This is a genomic window from Streptomyces sp. WG7, assembly GCF_049975785.1.
GTDB lineage: Bacteria > Actinomycetota > Actinomycetes > Streptomycetales > Streptomycetaceae > Streptomyces.
The window spans coordinates 14,079-30,670 of the sequence record NZ_JBNGGE010000006.1 but is presented as its reverse complement, the minus strand read 5'-3'; the positions used below and the strand labels follow the sequence as shown (position 1 = coordinate 30,670).

14 protein-coding genes and 1 pseudogene are annotated in these 16,592 nt (G+C 71.4%); 12 read left to right on the top strand and 3 right to left on the bottom strand.

Annotated features, from left to right (window positions below; translation table 11 throughout):
- Positions 1–155 precede the first annotated feature (155 nt).
- Entirely contained in the window at positions 156–1,964 is a 1,809-nt protein-coding gene (locus tag ACP4J0_RS08740) for a flavin-containing monooxygenase (protein WP_426598045.1), read from the top strand.
- 153 nt (positions 1,965–2,117) lie between these two features.
- Here ACP4J0_RS08740 and ACP4J0_RS08735 read toward each other — a convergent pair whose 3' ends face one another.
- Positions 2,118–2,558: a MarR family winged helix-turn-helix transcriptional regulator gene (locus tag ACP4J0_RS08735; protein WP_426598245.1), complete on the bottom strand. Its 441-nt coding sequence runs from the start codon at positions 2,556–2,558 to the stop codon at positions 2,118–2,120.
- A gap of 201 nt (positions 2,559–2,759) precedes the next feature.
- Here ACP4J0_RS08735 and ACP4J0_RS08730 point away from each other — a divergent pair, with 201 nt between their 5' ends.
- From ACP4J0_RS08730 to ACP4J0_RS08705, 6 genes are all read left to right on the top strand, one after another.
- Positions 2,760–4,223, top strand: coding sequence for an MFS transporter (locus tag ACP4J0_RS08730; protein ID WP_426598044.1), 1,464 nt, complete (start codon positions 2,760–2,762; stop codon positions 4,221–4,223).
- A 421-nt stretch (positions 4,224–4,644) separates the two neighbouring features.
- A complete protein-coding gene (locus ACP4J0_RS08725; protein ID WP_426598043.1) occupies positions 4,645–5,298 on the top strand; it encodes a hypothetical protein in 654 nt (217 codons plus the stop codon).
- A 50-nt stretch (positions 5,299–5,348) separates the two neighbouring features.
- Positions 5,349–5,555, top strand: a complete 207-nt coding sequence (locus ACP4J0_RS08720; RefSeq protein ID WP_426598042.1) for a hypothetical protein — start codon at positions 5,349–5,351, stop codon at positions 5,553–5,555.
- A gap of 48 nt (positions 5,556–5,603) precedes the next feature.
- Positions 5,604–6,275 (top strand): HEAT repeat domain-containing protein, encoded by a 672-nt coding sequence (locus ACP4J0_RS08715; protein ID WP_426598041.1) that lies wholly within the window; start codon positions 5,604–5,606, stop codon positions 6,273–6,275.
- A 6-nt stretch (positions 6,276–6,281) separates the two neighbouring features.
- On the top strand, positions 6,282–7,286 hold the full coding sequence (locus ACP4J0_RS08710) for a HEAT repeat domain-containing protein (RefSeq protein ID WP_426598040.1): 1,005 nt from the start codon (positions 6,282–6,284) through the stop codon (positions 7,284–7,286).
- A 36-nt stretch (positions 7,287–7,322) separates the two neighbouring features.
- Positions 7,323–7,586 carry a discoidin domain-containing protein gene (locus ACP4J0_RS08705; protein ID WP_426598039.1) on the top strand — a complete coding sequence of 88 codons (264 nt, stop codon included), beginning with the start codon at positions 7,323–7,325 and terminating at the stop codon, positions 7,584–7,586.
- A 96-nt stretch (positions 7,587–7,682) separates the two neighbouring features.
- On the opposite strand, the gene ACP4J0_RS08700 is transcribed toward ACP4J0_RS08705, so the two are convergent.
- Complete coding sequence (locus tag ACP4J0_RS08700) at positions 7,683–8,117, bottom strand: DoxX family protein (RefSeq protein WP_426598038.1); 435 nt, start codon at positions 8,115–8,117, stop codon at positions 7,683–7,685.
- 237 nt (positions 8,118–8,354) lie between these two features.
- On the opposite strand from ACP4J0_RS08700, the gene ACP4J0_RS08695 reads away from it, so the two are divergent.
- A complete protein-coding gene (locus tag ACP4J0_RS08695; protein WP_426598037.1) occupies positions 8,355–9,098 on the top strand; it encodes a lytic polysaccharide monooxygenase in 744 nt (247 codons plus the stop codon).
- A gap of 54 nt (positions 9,099–9,152) precedes the next feature.
- On the opposite strand, the pseudogene ACP4J0_RS08690 reads toward ACP4J0_RS08695, so the two are convergent.
- Positions 9,153–9,681 (bottom strand): annotated as a pseudogene (locus tag ACP4J0_RS08690) (amidase family protein); the annotation flags it as partial.
- A 283-nt stretch (positions 9,682–9,964) separates the two neighbouring features.
- Between ACP4J0_RS08690 and ACP4J0_RS08685 the strand changes: the two are divergent.
- The 4 genes from ACP4J0_RS08685 to ACP4J0_RS08670 all read left to right on the top strand — a co-directional run bounded on the left by ACP4J0_RS08685 (position 9,965) and on the right by ACP4J0_RS08670 (position 16,459).
- The gene (locus ACP4J0_RS08685) at positions 9,965–10,396 is read left to right on the top strand and encodes an NfeD family protein (protein ID WP_426598036.1); all 432 of its coding nucleotides are present in this window, start codon (positions 9,965–9,967) and stop codon (positions 10,394–10,396) included.
- Positions 10,397–10,398: 2 nt separating this feature from the next.
- Positions 10,399–11,445 carry an SPFH domain-containing protein gene (locus tag ACP4J0_RS08680; RefSeq protein WP_426598035.1) on the top strand — a complete coding sequence of 349 codons (1,047 nt, stop codon included), beginning with the start codon at positions 10,399–10,401 and terminating at the stop codon, positions 11,443–11,445.
- A 77-nt stretch (positions 11,446–11,522) separates the two neighbouring features.
- The gene (locus ACP4J0_RS08675) at positions 11,523–12,536 is read left to right on the top strand and encodes a TerC family protein (RefSeq protein ID WP_426598034.1); all 1,014 of its coding nucleotides are present in this window, start codon (positions 11,523–11,525) and stop codon (positions 12,534–12,536) included.
- A gap of 1,124 nt (positions 12,537–13,660) precedes the next feature.
- On the top strand, positions 13,661–16,459 hold the full coding sequence (locus ACP4J0_RS08670) for a hypothetical protein (RefSeq protein ID WP_426598033.1): 2,799 nt from the start codon (positions 13,661–13,663) through the stop codon (positions 16,457–16,459).
- Positions 16,460–16,592 lie beyond the last annotated feature (133 nt).

Genomic DNA, 16,592 nt, shown 5'->3' with positions numbered 1-16,592 from the left:
TCCGAAAGTATGCGGAAGCAACCACGAGGCAACCGGACAATGCTGTCCGGTTGTTGTTACGGTAGTGCATGGCTGCTCAAGTCCTGCGACTCCGTGCCACGTTCATGGACGAGGTGTCTCCCCGGCAGCGAACCGGAAGGAACGAGGTCCCCCACATGGAACATTCACAGGCGCTCTCCGGCGAGGTACTCGCCGCACTGCGGGAGCGTTACCGGATCGAACGGGAGCGCCGTGTGCGACCCGACGGCGTACGGCAGTACCTCGGCGCCGACGCGGAGTTCGGCTACTACGCCGCCGACCCGTACGCGGGAGAGGCCACCGAGCGGGAGCCGGTGCGGGACCGGGTGGACGTCGCGGTCGTCGGCGGCGGATTCGGCGGCATCCTGGCGGGGGCGCGGCTGCGTCAGCGGGGTGTCGAGCGGGTCCGCGTCCTCGAGAAGGGCGGTGACTTCGGCGGGACCTGGTACTGGAACCGGTACCCGGGGATCCACTGCGACATCGAGTCGCACGTGTACCTGCCGATGCTCGACGAGACCGGGTACGTACCGGAGTGGAAGTACGCCCCCGGTGAGGAGATCCGCCGGCACGCGGTGCGGATCGCCGAGAAGTTCGACCTCTACGCCGACGCGCTGTTCTCCACGGCGGTCACCTCGCTGACCTGGGACGACACCACCGAGACGTGGATCGTCGCGACGGACCGGGGCGACAGGTTCCGGGCCACCTACGTCGTCACGGCCACCGGCACCCTCTCCGAGCTGAAGCTGCCCGGCATCCCCGGCATCGAGACGTACCAGGGCCACACCTTCCACACGTCACGCTGGGACTACGGCTACACCGGCGGCACCCCGGACGGCGGCCTGACCGGCCTCGCGGACAAGCGCGTGGGAGTCGTGGGCACCGGCGCCACCGGCATCCAGGTCGTCCCGAAGCTCGCCGAGGACGCCGGGCACCTCTACGTCTTCCAGCGCACTCCCTCCACGGTGGACGTGCGCGACAACCGCCGCACCACCGCTCGGGACGTGGGCGCCGACCGCCCGGGCTGGGCGGGCGCACGCCGGGACAACTTCCTGCGCCTCGTCTCGGGCGAACCGGTCGACGAGGACCTGGTGGGGGACCGCTGGACCTCGTCGGCCGGCCTGCTGGAGAAGCTCCTGCCGAGCTTCCGCCGCCAGGGCGACCGGGAGGCGTTCGAAGCGGCGTACGAGGCCATGGACGCCGCCAAGATGAACGAGATCCGCACCCGCGTCGACCAGGTCGTCACCGACCCGGACACGGCGGAGAAGCTCAAGCCCTGGTACCGGTACGCCTGCAAGCGCCCGACCTTCTCCGACCTGTACCTCCAGGCGTTCAACCGGGACAACGTCACCCTCGTCGACACCGCCGACACCCACGGTATCGAGCGGATGACCGAGCGCGGCGTCGTGGTCGGCGACACCGAGTACGCACTCGACTGCCTGATCTTCGCCACCGGGTTCTCCGTCGGCGTCTCCGGCGTCCACTCGGGCAGGCTGCCCGTCCGCGGCAGGGACGGCGTCCACCTCCAGGACGCGTGGCGGCAGCGGGGCCCGCGCACGCTGCACGGTTTCACCAGCAACGGTTTCCCGAACCTCATCCAGCTGGGCGGAGCGCAGAGCGCCAGCAGCGTCAACTACACCCATGTCCTGGACGAGCACGCCGTCCACGCCGCGGCACTCGTCGCCGGCGCGGAGGCCAGGGGCGCGGTCGTCGAACCGTCCCGCGAGGCCGAGGACGCCTGGACCGCCGTATGCGCCCAGGACGCCCCCGACCACGAGTGGTTCCACGCGGAGTGCACCCCCGGCTACTACAACGCCGAAGGACGCGGCCGGCCCAACGGTCCGACCTCCTACCCGCACGGCGCGGCCGACTTCCACGAACTGCTGAAGCGCTGGCGGGTCGAGTCCCTGGACGAGGTCCTCCGCACCAGGACCGCCGCCCGCCACTGAGGTGCGGCCTCGGGGGCCGGCCGGTGTCGCTCGCCTTCCGGGGCGTGCGACGCCGGCTCCTCGCGCCTGGGCCGCCGGCCTCCGGGCGGGGCATCGGTGCCTTTGGCGATGCCTGTGCGCGCGTCGCGAGGCGGCGTGGCGCTCGAGGGTGGCTCAGGTGCGCCGTTCCGCTCCGTGCGCGCGTGGCCAGGGCATCCCGTGAAGGCGCTCGATGTCGGAGTTGAAACGGCGGAGGTAGTCGGCGAAGGCCGCGATGTCCTCCTCCGGCCAGTCGGCCATGATGCGGTCCAGGCTGGCGACGAGGCCCGTGCGTTCCTCGTCGAGGCGCCGCTCACCTTCTTCGGTGATGCGGAACTTGCGGGCCATGCCGCCCTCGGGGTCGGGGATGCGCTCGACGAGGCCGGCGCGCATGGCCGCCGCGGTCTGCCGGTTGAGGGTGGACGCGTCCAGCCCGAAGGCGTCGCCCAGCTGTCCGATCGACATCGGGCCCTGTGTGCGGATCCGGCTGAGCAGGATGTAGGCGCTGCGGTCCAGGGCGCTGCCGGCGCGACGCCCCTTGCTCTTGTGCAGATGCATGTAGCGGCTCAGCAGCATCTGCTCGAACTCGACCTGATCCGTGGCCCTGTCCGCCGTGTTCACGTGCCCTCTTCTCTGCGGTGCGACTCCTTCGAGCTCACTCGGTCCCATCATATGCAGCCCGCATGGCATGTGCTAGATACATAAGATATGTATGATGCATGAGGCGCTCGTGTTCGAGGCGCCGGTTCTCATTGACTCTCGTAGAGGAGCACCACCATGGACGGCCCCCAGCCGACCACTCGCCCAGGCGCTGTCGTCGCCACGCTCGCGCTGGCGGGCACCGTGGCCGCGCTCATGCAGACCCTGGTCACCCCGCTCATCGCGGAGCTGCCGCAGATCCTGGACACCACGCCCTCGAACGCTGCCTGGGTGGTCACGGTCACGCTGCTCGTGGCGGGCGTGTGCGTCCCGGTCTCGGGGCGTCTCGGCGACCTGCTGGGCAAGCGGCGGATGCTGCTCGTCTGCGCCGTCCCGCTGGTGGTCGGCTCGGTGGTCTGTGCGCTCGCCTCGTCCGTCGTGCCGATGATCGTGGGCCGCGGTCTGCAGGGCATGGGCATGGGCATGGTCCCCCTGGGCATCGCGCTGCTGCGCGATGTCGTTCCGCAGGAGAAACTGAGCGGCTCCATCGCCCTGGTCAGCGCCTCCATGGGCATCGGCGGCGCGATCGGCCTGCCCCTGGCGGCGGCCGTGGCGCAGTACGCGGACTGGCGTGTGCTGTTCTGGGGAGCGGCAGCGCTCGCCCTGCTGATCGGCACTCTGATCTTCGTCTTCGTTCCGGACGTGCCGGCCGGCGCGAAGGGGCAGCGATTCGACGCCCCCGGCGCCGTCGGTCTCGCCATCGGCCTGGTCTCGCTGCTGCTGGCGATCTCCAAGGGCGGCGACTGGGGCTGGACGTCCGGCGCCACCCTGGGCCTGCTCGCCCTGGCCGTCGTCGCCCTCGCCCTCTGGGGCTTCTACGAACTGCGCACCCGCGACCCCCTGGTCGACCTGCGCACCACCGCCCGCCCCCGCGTCCTGTTCACCAACGCCTCTTCCGTCCTGATCGGCGTCGGCATGTACGCGTTCATGCTGATCGCTCCGCAGCTCCTCCAGTTCCCCGAGGCCACCGGCTACGGTCTGGGTCAGTCGATGCTGGCCGCCGGCCTGTACCTCGCGCCCGGCGGTGTGATGATGATGATCGTCTCCCCGCTCGGCGGAAAGCTGATCAACGCCCGCGGGCCCAAGTTCGCCCTCATCTGCGGCGCGCTGGTCATCGCCGTGGGGTACGGCATCGCACTGCCGCTCATGGGGACAGCCTGGGGCCTGATGATCGTCGGCATCGTCATCAACAGCGGCGTCGGCCTCGCCTACGGCGCGATGCCCGCCCTGATCATGAGCGCCGTCCCGGTCTCCGAGACGGCCGCGGCCAACGGCTTCAACACCCTGATGCGCTCACTCGGCACGACCATCGGGTCGGCGGTGATCGGCGTCGTCCTGGCGCAGATGACCATCACCATGGGCGGTCACACCCTCGCCTCCGAGGACGGTTTCCGTACCGGGCTGCTGATCGGCTGCGGTGTGGCCGTGGTGGCGGCCGCCGTCGCACTGCTGATCCCCGCCGTGCGTACCGGTACCGGTGACTCCGCGGCCGACAAGGCCCCGGCCGAGGCATCGAGCGAGCAGGCGCCGACCCGCGCCTGAGCCGGCCGTCGGCGCCCGGCGCGCCCACCCGTGTGCCGGGTCGGGCGCACCGGGTGCCGCTCTCCGCTGTCGTGGCTCCGCCGATGGCCTGGGCGCCCGACCTGCCGTGACCTCGCCCGCCCGGAGCCGGTCACCGAAAGCGGGCGTCGAAACCTACGGGGGAAAAGGCGTCGCCGTCGGGCCCCGGTCCCGGCATGATTCCCAGCGTGCACAGGGACGACGAGAACCATCGCGGGCGAACGAGGTGTACGTCGACGTGGTCCTCGATCCCCTGGCCGAGGGCGGCACGCCCGTCACCCCGGCGTGATCCACGGTCCGCCCGCGTGCTCGGCGTCCACATCGACGTCGCCGGCCAGTGGCAGCACGCGTCAGCCTGGGACCGGGCCGCCGCTGACGACGGCCGTCGCCTTCAGGAGAACCGATGAACGTGTCCATCACCATCCACCAAGCCCGCCTCGGTCCGAGAGAGTTCAAGGTGATCCGACCGGCCCGCCCGCTGACCCGCGCCGTGCTCATCGATCACGACCGGCACCTGGACGTCTGTCTCGATCAGGACGCGGCACGGCGAATCGGCGGGCTGTGGGAGCTCGCCGCCTCCTCACCGCGCGCAATGGTCCACCTGCCTCTGCGAGGCAACCCGGCCCCTGCCGGCGATCTGCCCGGCGACGGCGCTCGGCAGCTCGATCTCGTGCTGCTGCATCACTCGCTGCAGTTCGCGCCCTCACGCTGGAAGGAACTGCGCGGGCGACTGGACCAGGGGCGGCCACGCACCGTCACGCTGCCCGGCGCGGGCCGTCCCGCCGGAGCCGTGATGGACCCGCAGGCCCGGCACCACCGGGAGAACCGAGACCTCTTCCACCAGCACCTCCATGCCGAGACCCTGTTCATGACGGGCAGCAGGAAGGTGTTCAGGGAAACCGCGCGGCATTTCCTCGATGTCGCTCACAAGGGCCCTGGCTACGTCCCTGTCCACCCGAACTACCCGTACTTCTGCACGGAGCTCCACTCCAACGACGGCGTCCTCGGCGACGCCCGCGAGATCCACATCGAGTACCGCGACCAGTGGGAATCGTAATCCGGCAGACAGGTGGCAGCGAGCCGCGGAACGACGGAACGGGCAGACGCATGGGTGTGTACGTGTCGGTCAGAGGATGGCTGGAGTGCGACGACACCCAGCTCGCCACCGTCCAGGAGATCATCGCGTCCCACGCCGACGACCACTACTCCGGTGGATGGAGCACACCTCGGCAGCGGGTCGACCGGACCCGTTACCGGGCCGGCCGGGAGGCCGGGGTGGCTTCGGCCCGTTCATCCTGTACGCGCCCCGCTTGACCTTGTCACGGTGACAACGTCTTCACTGTGGTCGAGGAGGTGGTCCCGGTGACCTTGCCGGAACAGGACACGGGGGATGCGATGCGGGTCCTCCGGGGGCTGGACGACGGCCACGCGTCGGTGCGGCTGCGTACGGCGTTGGCGGCCGGTACGGCACCTGAGCCGCGGTATGTCGGCCGGCTCGTCGAACGATGCGCGACCGAACCCGATTTCCACGTACGGGAGATGCTGACGTGGGCGCTCACCCGGCACCCCGCGTCGACGACGGTGCCGAGGCTGATCGACGAAGTACGGTCGGAGCGTGTCCAGGCACGCAGCCAGGCCCTGCACACACTGTCCAAGATCGGTGACCGCCGGGCGTGGCCGGCGGTCACCCGGACGCTGCTGTCCGACGCCGACGACGAGGTGGCGCGGAGCGCCTGGCGGGCGGCGGTCGTACTCGTGCCCGAGGACGAGGAATCAGAGCTGGCCGACGTGTTGTCGGCACAGCTCGGGCGTGGCGGGCGTGAGACGCAGCTGAGTCTCAGCCGGGCACTGATCGCGCTCGGTGAGATGATCCTGCCGACGCTGCGCGCGGCGATGACGGACGCCGACCCCGGCGTGCGCGCGCACGCGATCGCCACGGAACGGCTGCTGCGCGACCCCGATTCCGGGTTCGGCTCCGCGATCGAGGAGGCGAAGCGTGTCGTGGCCCTCGGCGCGCACGGCCAGGAGAGGTGACAGACGGTGCTGATCGGTGAGGTGGCGCGGAAGTCGGGGGTCAGCGCCCGCATGCTCAGGCACTACGAGTCGCTGGGCCTGGTGCGGCCGACGGGCCGGACCGGGGCCGGCTACCGGGAGTACTCCAGCGAGGACTGCCGCCGGATCTTCCACGTCGAGAGCCTGCGGTCACTGGGGCTGTCCCTGCGCGAAGTCGGCCGTGCGCTCGACGATCCCGGTTTCGTGCCGTCCGGTCTCGTCGAGGACCTGATCCGGCGGACGCGGGAACGCATCGAGGCCGAGACGGAGCTGCTCACGCGACTTCGCCGGATCGGTACCGCGGAACCCGAGGGATGGGAGGACGTCCTCCAGACCGTCGCGCTCCTCCAGGCCCTGGCCTCGCAGAACGCGGGCGAGCGCCAGCGCGCGGCCCTGGCCCTGGCCGAAGAGGTTCCGGTGCCCGTGGAGGCGCTGGCCGAGGCGGTGCTGAGCGAGCCGGACCCCTACGTCGCCGGAGCCCTCCGCTGGGCCCTGGCGCAATCGGGCCCCGACGGACTGGTGCCGCTGGCGGAGGGGCTCGGCTCACCGCAGGCCGAGGTGCGCGAGCGTGCGGTCCGGTCCATCACCGAGTTCCCGGACCGCGCGGCGACCGCACTGCTGCGGGACGCGCTCGCCCACCAGGACCTCGCGGTCCGCAGGTACGCGGCCCTGGAGCTCGGGGCGCGCGGGGTGGCCGAGGCGGTCCCCACACTCGTCGGCATGGTGGCCGAAGGGGCGAACGACGTCGACGCGGCGGACGTGCTGGCCACGCTGGCGAGCCGTCCGGAGCCGGCGGACCGGATCGCCGCCGGGCTCGTCGACCGCCTCACCCACGGCGCCGCGCAACCGTCCGTGCGCCGACGGCTGACACAGGCGCTCGCCGACATCCCGGGAGCCACGGCGTCACGCGCGCTCGCGGAACTGTCGCACGACGAGGACCGCGCCGTCGCGCTCACCGCCGCCTACCTGCTCGGACGACGCGACGCGAAGTGACGGCCCCTTCCTGAAGGGACGGCTTCGGCCTCCAGCGTGGAGCAGGATCTCGACCGGCCGGCCCCGCGGCACGTCAACGACGGCCGGATGGGCACCCGCTGGGCCTCCGACTACTCGGACGACGAGTGGGTGCGGATCGAGCTCGCGGCTCCGGCGAAGGTCGTGGCGGTGACCGTCGCCCGGGAGAGCGCGTGCGCGACGGAGTACGCCGTCCAGACCTCCCCGGACTGCGTGAACTGGAAGACCGTGTCCACGCAGCGCCCGGACAACTGGCAAGGACGTCGTCCGGCTCGCCGGTGACGAGGCCGTGAGCCACGTCCGTGTGCAGGGCGTCGAACGGAGGACCGCCTGGGGCTACTCGATCCACGAGACGGGCGTCTGCGGAGCGCCCGCGGCTCAGTGAGGTGACGTCGTCTCGAGCCGCCGCCCGCTACGCCGCCGGAGGCGGAGGAGGGGGGTGAGTGTCCAGCGGCCCGGGCCGATGGCGGCGACGAGAAGGAACGACCAGCAGAACATGACTGCCGCCTCGCCGCCGTTCTCGATGGGGAAGAGCGCCTCGGACTGGTGCTCGGTGAAGTAGGCGTACGCCATGGACCCGGAGCACAGGACGGCTGCGGCCCGGGTCGTGAGACCGCACAGAACCAGTGTGCCGCCGAGCAGTTGGACGACCGCGGCCCACCAGCCGGGCCACTCGGCGAACCGGGGTCCGGCTCCGTGCGGTCCGCCCAGCACGTCGAACAGGGTCGCGGCCCCGTGACAGGCGAACAGCATTCCCACGACGATGCGGAAGAGTCCGATCACGTACTCCCGGCTTCTTTCCAGCGCTTCCATCGGCGGTGCTCCTCTGTCAGTGGGGGTCACTGGGGGGCGATGCAGGGCCGATCCCGGCCCGAAGTCGGCGCCTTTGCTCGGCGGTTCACTTCGCTCAGGCCCTTGACCGGATCTCGTCCACGGCTATGGTCTAGACCTAGTGCTGCTAGGTCTAGACCTATATCGGCCTCTGTCCTCGGCCGCCGGCGCCCATCGCGCCGGCGGCGGGCATGGACGTACCGGAAGAAAGGGCATGGCATGAACACGAAAAGACGGGTGGCTCTCGCGGTCGGAGCGCTGGTCGCTCCCCTGCTCGCCGTCAGCCTCCCGGCGAGCACGGCGAACGCCCATGGCTGGGTGACCTCGCCCGGAAGCCGGCAGGACCAGTGCGCCGCGGGCGTCGTCGACTGCGGCCAGATCACCTACGAGCCGCAGAGCGTCGAAGGGCCGAAGGGCCTGCGCAGCTGCAGCGGCGGAAACAGTCAGTTCGCCGAACTCGACGACGACAGCCTGGGCTGGCGGGTCACGCCGGTCGGCACGACGCACGCCTTCACCTGGCACCACACGGCGCGGCACGCCACCGACACCTGGCAGTACTTCATCGGCGACCAGAAGATCGCCGAATTCGACGGCCATGGCGCACAGCCCGCCCCGGACGTGAGCCACCAGGTGGACTTCCAGGGCTTCAGCGGCCGTCAGAAAGTACTCGCGGTCTGGAACGTGGCGGACACCGGCAACGCCTTCTACTCCTGCATCGACGTCAACATCGGCGGCGGTGGTGACGGTGGAGGTGATGGCGGCGGTGGTGACGGCGGCGGTGACGGTGAGCCGGATGCCTGCGCCGCGCCGCTGTGGAGCGCCGGGAACGTCTACACCGGCGGCGACACCGTCTCCTTCGGCGGCCACAACTGGCGCGCCAAGTGGTGGGTGACGGGCGAGGAGCCCGGCACCACCGGTGAGTGGGGCGTCTGGGAAGACCTCGGAGCCTGCACGGCAGCGTGAGTGCGGCGGGTCGGCGCGCGCTCGGCGGGGCGCACGCCGACCCGGCCGGTGCCGTCAGTGACCTGCTGACCGGGACGGGGCGTCGGGCGACGAAGGCAGGTACCGGGGCCGCCCGCCAGGTGTCCAGCAGATCCTCCATGGCCGCCCCCAGCGACAGCAGTTCGGCGTCCTGGCGGTCGCCCGCCATCAGGAGCAGGCCGACCGGCAGGTGGTTCACGGACTCCGCCGGCACGGACAGCGACGGGTATCCGGCGACCGCGGCGGGGGTGGAGGACGGGATCACGTCGTTGTCCCCCCGCGCACAGTCGGTCGTCCACGCGGGCGGATTCGCCGGTGGGGCGATGGCGTCCAGGCCGTGCGCGGCCATGGTCTCGTCGATGGACCGCTGGGAGAGGTCCGTCGACTCGGCGCGCATCGCCCGGTGGCGCGGGTCGGTGGTGGGCGGCGCGGCCAGGGCCTGCTCGAACAGCTCCTGGCCGGCGAAGCAGGTCCGCTCGGCGGGGTGCGCGCGGTTGAACTCGATCAGCTCGGCGAGGTGCCGGGGCCCGGTACGGGTGGCGAGGTAGGCGTCTATGTTCCGGTGGCCGACCTGCTCGCCGCGCTGTCCGACGCGCTGACACGGACCGGGTTCCAGGACCCGGAGGGCGCCCGGCTGCTGCTGAGGGCGGGGATCAGGGGCGGTCTCGTGCCGGCGGCGGAGAACCCCGACTTCCCGTTGCGGCGGCTGGAGGGACGTCCTCCTCGCACATGTTCTGCGGACAGACCGGTGACAACACCGAATGAGTTCTGTTTTCCTGTAAGCAGGTAAACCGTAGAGGTATACGTTCGGCCATTCACGCACCCGCACCTTCCAGGAGGGGGTCGTAATGGATCCATGGCTGATCTGGCTGATCGTCGCGGCCGTTCTGATCGTGGCGGAGATCTTCACCCTCACCGCCGCGCTCGGAATGCTGGGTGCGGCTGCGCTGATTACGGCGGGATCCGCGGCGGCCGGACTTTCACCGCCTTTCCAGTTCCTGGTGTTCACCGTCGTCGCCACGTTCACCGTCCTCTTCGTGCGCCCCATCGCACTCCGTCACGTCCTCCGGCCCCAGACCGAGCGATTCGGTGTGGACGCATTGGTCGGCCAGGCCGGCTACGTCGTCTCCGAGGTGACGGACAGGGAGGGCAGGGTCCGCATCGGCGGTGAGGAATGGACGGCCCGTTCCTATGACGAGACGCTGGTGATTCCTCGCGGAAAAACCGTCGACGTCATGGAGATCAGCGGATCCACCGCCCTCGTCTATCCCCGGGAGTGACCATGGAAGCCTCGGCGTTTCTCGTCGCCGGTGTGATCGTCGCGCTTCTCGCGGTTTTCACCGTGGTACGGGCGGTACGCATCGTGCCCCAGGCCCGCGCCCGCAATGTCGAACGGCTCGGCCGCTACCTTCGCACGCTGAAACCCGGCCTCAACCTCGTCATCCCGTACATCGACCGCGTCTATCCGATGATCGATCTGCGGGAACAGGTCGTCTCCTTCAAACCGCAACCGGTCATCACCGAGGACAATCTGGTCGTCGAGATCGACACTGTGCTGTATTTCCAGGTCACCGATCCGCGTGCGGCCTTCTACGAGATCGCGAATTTCCTCCAGGCGGTCGAGCAGCTCACCGTCACCACGTTGCGCAATGTCGTCGGGTCCATGGATCTGGAGAAGACCCTCACCTCACGCGACACCATCAACAGCCAGCTCCGCGGGGTGCTCGACGAGGCCACCGGCAAGTGGGGGCTGCGGGTGAACCGGGTGGAGATCAAGGCCATCGACCCGCCGCAGTCCATCAAGGACGCGATGCAGAAGCAGATGCGGGCCGAGCGGGACAAGCGGGCCGCGATCCTCGGCGCGGAAGGGCAGCGTCAGTCGCAGATCCTCACCGCCGAGGGCGACAAGCAGGCCGCGGTCCTGCGCGCGGAGGGCAACCGTACCGCCGAGATCCTCAAGGCCGAGGGGCAGTCCCGGGCCATCGACGAGGTCTTCCAGGCCGTGCACCGCAACGACCCCGACCCCAAGCTCCTCGCCTACCAGTACCTCCAGGTGCTGCCTCAGCTCGCGCAGGGTTCGGGCAGTACCTTCTGGGTCATCCCCAGCGAGGTCACCTCCGCGCTCCAGGGGGTGTCCCGCGCCTTCACCGAAGCCCTGCCCCAGTCGCCCGCCACCAGGGAGAAGCCCTCCGACGAGGGCGTCGCCCAGGCCGCCAACGACACGGCGCAGGCCGCGGAGGCCGCCGCCCAGGCCCTCGCGGACGCGGCCAGGGCCAACGGTGTGACGGCCGAGGCGCTGCGCCCCCGCCCCGTGACCGAGGACGGGTGACGACCGCCCCGTCCGTCGTCGGGTAGGGCACACTCGAAGACACGGGTGTTCTGCCGGCTGATCATTGCGAGGCCCGCATGTTCGATGTGCCGTACTGGCTCTGGATAGCCTTCGTCGCCACCGTGGTCGTGTCGCTCGTCGTCGACCTGCTGGCCCACCGCAGTGCTCATGTCATCGGATTCAAGGAAGCGGCGGCCTGGAGCGGGCTGTGGGTGGGGCTCGCCCTCGTCTTCGGAGCGGTCGTCTTCCTCGTCCTCGGGGGGACGGCGGGCACGGAGTACACCACCGCGTGGCTGCTGGAGAAGAGCCTCTCGGTCGACAACCTCTTCGTCTTCGCCCTGATCTTCGCCTACTTCAAGGTGCCCCGCGCCTACCAGCACCGGGTCCTCTTCTTCGGCGTCATCGGCGCCCTGGTGTTCCGGGGCGTCTTCCTCGCCGCAGGCGTGGCCGTGGTCAGCCGGTTCACCGCTGTCCTGTTCGTCTTCGCGGCCATCCTCTTCTACAGCGTCTACAAGATCCTCAAGGGAGAGGAGGAGAGCTTCGACCCGGGCCGCAGCTTCGCCGTCCGGCTCCTGCGCAAAGTCGTTCCGGTGCGTGACACCTACGCGGGACCGAAGTTCTTCGTGAAGGAAGCGGGCAAGCGTGTGGCGACGCCGCTGCTCGCCGTCGTCGCCGCCATCGAGGCGGCCGACCTCATCTTCGCCGTGGACAGCGTGCCGGCCGTGCTCGCCGTCAGTGATGACGCCTTCATCGTCTACACCAGCAACGCGTTCGCCATCCTCGGGCTGCGGGCCCTGTACTTCATGCTCTCCGGACTGCTGGACCGCTTCCACTACCTGAGCAAGGGCCTGGCGATCATCCTCGGGTTCATCGGCGTCAAGCTCATCCTCCAGGCGACGCACAAGATGGTCAGCCCGTCCGTGCCGGAGATCCCGTCCCCGGTGAGCCTGGCGGTCATCGTCGTGGTGCTGGCGGCATCGGTGATCCTGAGCCTTCGGCGTCCTCCCGGCGCGGCGGGCGGGGAAGCGGGCGGTCCCGAGGGGGAGGAGGCCCTCACGCCACCCCGGGGACGGCAGCAGGACTCCCGGTGAGGGGCAGACTCGGTACCGATTGTTCCTGGCGGACATATGAACGTAAAGTGGGAGCAAAACCTTTCCCGAAGCCCCTCCCGGCGTGGACGTGAGAACCATGAGCAGTCACACGCGGCAGACCAGAACGACGCAGACCGCAACGCGGCAGAGCGAGGTGCAGCGCGGGCACGTCTGCCCGTCCTGCGGCCACCATGTTCCCGCGGAGATCAAACGGCACAAGACTCTCGGGATCTACGTTCCGGTCTGGTACCCGGGTACCTGCCGGAACCCGGACTGCGACGCCCACACTGACCGACGCCGCTGACCCCGGTTCGGCGCGGGACGCGGCCGCCGCCACGACCTCCCATCGGCCGACGGCCGCCCCGCCCGTCGGCCGTCGCCGTACGCGGCACCGTGCCGGCCCCTTGCCGCGCGCCCGTCCGCGCCACCCCGGCACCGCTCGCCGCCGTGCACGGGTCTGCGCCCAGCCGACGGCGGGCCCGGCGAAGGGGACGGGCCGGCCGTCGCGGTCGTTCGTAGAGCCAGACGTCGGTCCTGGTAGGACATCACGTCATCCTCCGCGTAGTACCGCGCGGCCGGCAGCCACCGTTCCAAGCTGACTGACCTCCTGGCCCACGTCGCAGTGCAGTTGACCTGGCCGCCGGTGTCCAGACCGTGCCGGCCGCGGATGTCGTCCACCGCCTCCGCCGTGGCGAGCCCGTACCCGGAAGCCGGACCTGTCGCCGGCCTGTCCGCCGAGGCCCGCCCCCGTCGGCCGTCCAGCCCCGCCCGCCCCCGCCGACGGCACCGGGCCGGGGGCCGGGCCCTTCTCCTTCTCCTCCTCCGCAGCCTTTCCGGCCCCGGCCTCGGGCTCTTCCTCCCTGACCTCTTCCGTCTCGGCGACGCCGCGTGAGGCCGGTCGCTCCGACGCCGAGGAGGTCCTTGCGGCACCGGCGGGCCGGTCCAGCCACGACTGCCCGACGGGCAAGCCCCGTGCGGCCGACGGGACGGGCAGTGCCGACGGGATCGGCGGCACGGGCGGCGGATGACGCCCCACAGGCAACCCCGAGGATCTTCCTTACCTCCTCCCACGGGGGGCGTCCGCACGGGCGGAGCCCCGACCCGAGGTATTGAGGAGCGGATTCTTGATACGTGCTCGAAAGACATGGGCCGCCGCGTTAGCGGTGCTGACGGTGGTGGGAGTGGCGCCCGCCGCGGCCCAGGCCCGGCCGCAACCGTCCGGCGCCCCTTCCGTCCAGGCGGCACCGATGGGCGACGCCGACCTGCCGCCCGGCTGGCGGATCACCGGCACCGACGGGGGGAGGGCCTTGGAGTGGCGCTCCCCGAGAGCCGTCCCGCCCGGCGACGCACGGGTGGAGTTCCGCACGGACGGCCGCCTGCTCGGCGTACCGGAACCGGACGAGGACGGCAGGACCTTCCGGCTGGCCCTGGACGGCACGGAACCGACTGCCCTGAACGGGCTGACGGACCTGCAAGTCGTGGCCGCCGGGCGCCGGTTGGACGAGGAACCCGGTGCCGCCGCCCGCGAGCGCCGCCCCTCCGGCTCGCCGCCGGCGAAACTCCCGCCCCGGCTCCCCGCCGGCACCGTCGACCCGGGCAGACCCGGCCGGTTCGCCACGACCACCGGTGAGTACACACTCGACCCGGTCCGACTGCCCGGCTTCCCAGCCCCGGTCGAGATGGAGGGCCTGGTCGTCGCGCCGAAGGGGGCGACCGGCAAGCGCCCGCTCGCCCTGTTCCTGCACGGCCGCCACGCCACCTGCTACGTCCCCGGGGAGGGCGACGAGGCCGTCACGATCGACTGGCCCTGCGCGGACGGCGCCCGTCCCATCCCCAGCCACCGCGGCTACCTGGAGGACCAGAAGCTGCTGGCCTCCCAGGGCTATGTGACCGTCTCGATCTCGGCCAACGGCATCAACGGTCAGGACGGAGACGTCGAGGACGGCGGCGCACAGGCCCGCTCCTCGCTGGTGCGCTCGCACCTGGCACGCTGGGCGGACTGGGCAGCCGAGCCCGGCACCGCGCCGACGTCCGTACGCCGGGGACCGAAGGCGGACCTGTCCCGTGTCCTGCTCGTCGGCCACTCACGGGGTGGCGAAGGCGTCGACCGGGCCGCCATGGACAGCCTCTACCCGCCGCCCGCGAGCCAGGACGGCCACCCGGCACGGGCCCGCTGGAACATCCGCGGCACCGTACTCATCGGCCCCACCGCCTTCGGTCAGAACCCGGTACCCGACGTGCCGTCACTGACGATCCTGCCGGGCTGCGACGGCGACGTCTCCGACCTCCAGGGGCAGCTCTACGTCGACGGCACCCGCGGCGTGAGCCGGGGCCGGGCGCTGCACAGCGCCGTCCACATCACCGGCGCCAACCACAACTACTTCAACAGCGAGTGGACGCCCGGCCAGGCCCAGGCGCCCGCGAGCGACGACTTCTGGGACGACCCCGAGGACCCCGACCCGGTCTGTTCCGTGGGCAGCCCCACCCGGCTCACCGCCGAGCAGCAGCACCGGGCCGGCGCGACCTACATCGCCGCCGCCGCACGGCTGTTCGTCGCCGGTGACGACCGGGTGCGCGAGCTGATCGACGGCACCGGCCGCCGCGCCCCCTCGGCCGACCCCGCACGGGTGCTGACGCACGCGGTGGGTGCCGGCCGCGGCGCCGGATTCCTGCCCGACGGCGGGGTGACGGTGACCGGCGGACGCCTGTGCTCCGCGATCGACCCCGACCCGGGCACCGCCTGCCTCGGCGACGACGCGCGCGGCTCCTCGCCGCACTTCGCGCACTGGCAGCCGGAACGCGAGGCCGGCCGCGGCGCGATCGCCCTGGACTGGTCCGCACCGGGCACCGCGACCCGTATCCGGCCCGGCGCCCCGGTCTCGCTGAAGGGCGCGAAGAGCCTGGCCCTGCGCGTCATCGTGCCGCCGGGCAGCACCGGCACCCGGCTCGACGTCTCCGTCACCGACACCGAAGGCAGGCGTGCCACCCTCGGCCAGGTCCGCGCGGACGGACTGCCCGGCAGCGCACGCACCGCCTCCTACTGGGCGCAGGAACTGCGCGTACCGCTCGCCGCCGCCGGCCGCGCCGGAGTCGACCTGCGCCGCGTCACCACACTGGAAGTGACGCCGCGTTCCCACTCGGGCCAGGCCTGGCTGATGGACGCCTTCGCGTGGCAGCCGGGCACGCCCCGGGTGCGGCCGGCCCCGCTGGCCCGGGTCGACGTCGGCCGGACCAAGGTCGAGGAGGGCGACTCGGGCGTGCGTACCTACCAGGTGCCGGTGCGCGTCTCCGGCAAGGGCGGCGGCACGGTCAGGATGTACGTCACGGACCCGGCCACCGGATCCGCCGAGCACCGCCTGGTCACCGTCCGCCCCGGCAGCCCCGGCATCGACGTGACCGTGCGGGTGGAGGGCAACGAACGGTACGCCTGGGACACCTCCCACGACGTGCTGGTGAAGGCGGTACGGGGCTCGGTCGTCGGCTCGTACGCCGGCGGCGTCACGGTCGAGAACGACGACCCGATGCCCGAGGTCAGTGTGACGCCGGTCGCCGGCACGGTGACCGAGGGGCAGGCGCTGCGCTGGCGGGTCTCGCTGTCCGAGCCCGCCGACGTGGATCTGGGCACGACGCTGACGGCGGTGCCGGACGACGCCCGTCCCGAACTGTCCACCGAGGACGTCGACCGTGACTGGCTGCTGAGTAACGCGTGGGACGTCCCCGACGGGGAGGTCCCGCTGTCCCGGCTGGAGTACTTCTCGCTGTGGGCCTCGGTCCCGCCCGGTGAGACGGCCGCCGAGGTGACGGTGCCCACGATCGGCGACGAGGTCACGGAGCCCACGGAGTACGTCGGCTTCCAGAGCTGGGACGAAGAGGGCGAGCCGCAGGGCCCGGTGCTGACCGGCACCGTGCTCGACGCGTCGTAGCCCGCCCCCCACACCCCGCACGCGGGCCCGGACCCGGCGCCGCCCGGCCCGGGCCCGTGATCGGCCGAGCCACCCGGCGGGTACCCCGACGTCCGCACCGCACCGGGTCACGCGGTCGGGACGGGTGCGGAAC